This window comes from Mycobacterium attenuatum, from assembly GCF_900566085.1.
GTDB lineage: Bacteria > Actinomycetota > Actinomycetes > Mycobacteriales > Mycobacteriaceae > Mycobacterium > Mycobacterium attenuatum.
On record NZ_UPHT01000219.1, the window covers coordinates 1 to 1,265 of the forward strand.

A 1,265-nucleotide genomic window follows, 5' to 3' on the forward strand; every position below is an offset into this window, starting at 1 on the left:
CGCCGGCACCACCGGTGCCCGCATTGTTGCCGGTGCCGCCCGCCCCGCCACGCCCACCAATCGCATTGCCCGTAGCCCCAGCCTTACTTGAGATCAGCGCATCGCCGCCGGCCCCGCCGGCGCCGCCGACCCCGCCCTGGCCGGTGGCGTTACCGCCCACACCGCCAGCACCGCCTTGGACAGTATTGGCGTAATTGCTATGGGTGACCTGGACGTCGCCGCCGGCACCACCGGCCCCGCCGGTCGCGTTGGCCCCGTCGCCGGTACCACCACCCCCACCGCTACCGCCGACGACTTGCCCGGTCCCGGCGGTAGCGGCATCCCCACCGATGCCGCCGTTGCCGCCGTATGTGCCACCGCCACCGGTACCGCCTCGCCCGCCGGTCGCCACACCGGTCGAGGCGGTGTTGCTGACGGTGGCGCTACCCCCGTTGCCACCCGACCCGCCGAGGCTGGGGGTACTGCCGTCACCGACACCGTTGGTGCCGTTGGCGCCGGTGCCGCCGGTGGCGTTTCCGGTCCCATAACTGGTCGCATCGCCACCGGTCCCACCGTCCCCGCCAGCCAAGCCGATACCGCCGGCACCGCCGGTGCCACCGGTGGCCGTACCGGCTCCATAGTTGGTGGCGTTACCACCAGTCCCACCGAAGCCGCCGCTGCCGGTATTGGGTCCCGCTCCACCGGCCCCGCCGGTGCCGCCGATGGCGCTGGCCGACGAGCTGGCGCTATCGATCAACGCCGCGCCGCCGTTCCCGCCGTTGCCGCCGTCGCTGGTGCTGCCGCCCTGGCCGCCCGTCCCACCGGCGCCACCCACAGCGTTGTTCACGTTCAGGCCGTTGGCGATTTCGGCCGTACCGCCAGTACCGCCGTGGCCACCGTGGGCGCCGACATCGGGGTCGGCGTCCCCGCCGGTGCCGCCGGTGCCGGGACGCACCGCGCCCAGCCCGACAGTCTTGGCATCACCACCCATGCCGCCCGTGCCGCCGGTCACGCCGATGCCACCGGCACCGCCATTGCCACCGGTTGCGGTGGCCGTGGAAGCACCGTCATTGAAGATCACGCCACCGCCATCGCCCCCAGAACCGCCGTTGCCGGTGCCGGCTCCGTTGCCGCCGTTGCCGCCGGCACCGCCGGTGGCGTTGTAGGCACCGTCTTGAGACACAGTCCCGCCGTTGCCCCCGCTGCCGCCGTCGCCGTTGCCAGCACCGTTGCCGCCGTTACCGCCAGCGCCGCCATAGCCGGCCAGCGCGGCAGCGGCACCGCCG

Annotated in this window: 1 protein-coding gene; it reads right to left on the reverse strand. The window is 73.9% G+C overall.

All coding sequences use genetic code 11. The features are described 5' to 3' along the window. On the reverse strand, window positions 1–1,265 hold a 1,265-nt coding region (locus EET13_RS30790; RefSeq protein WP_168991369.1), incomplete at both ends, for a PE-PGRS family protein.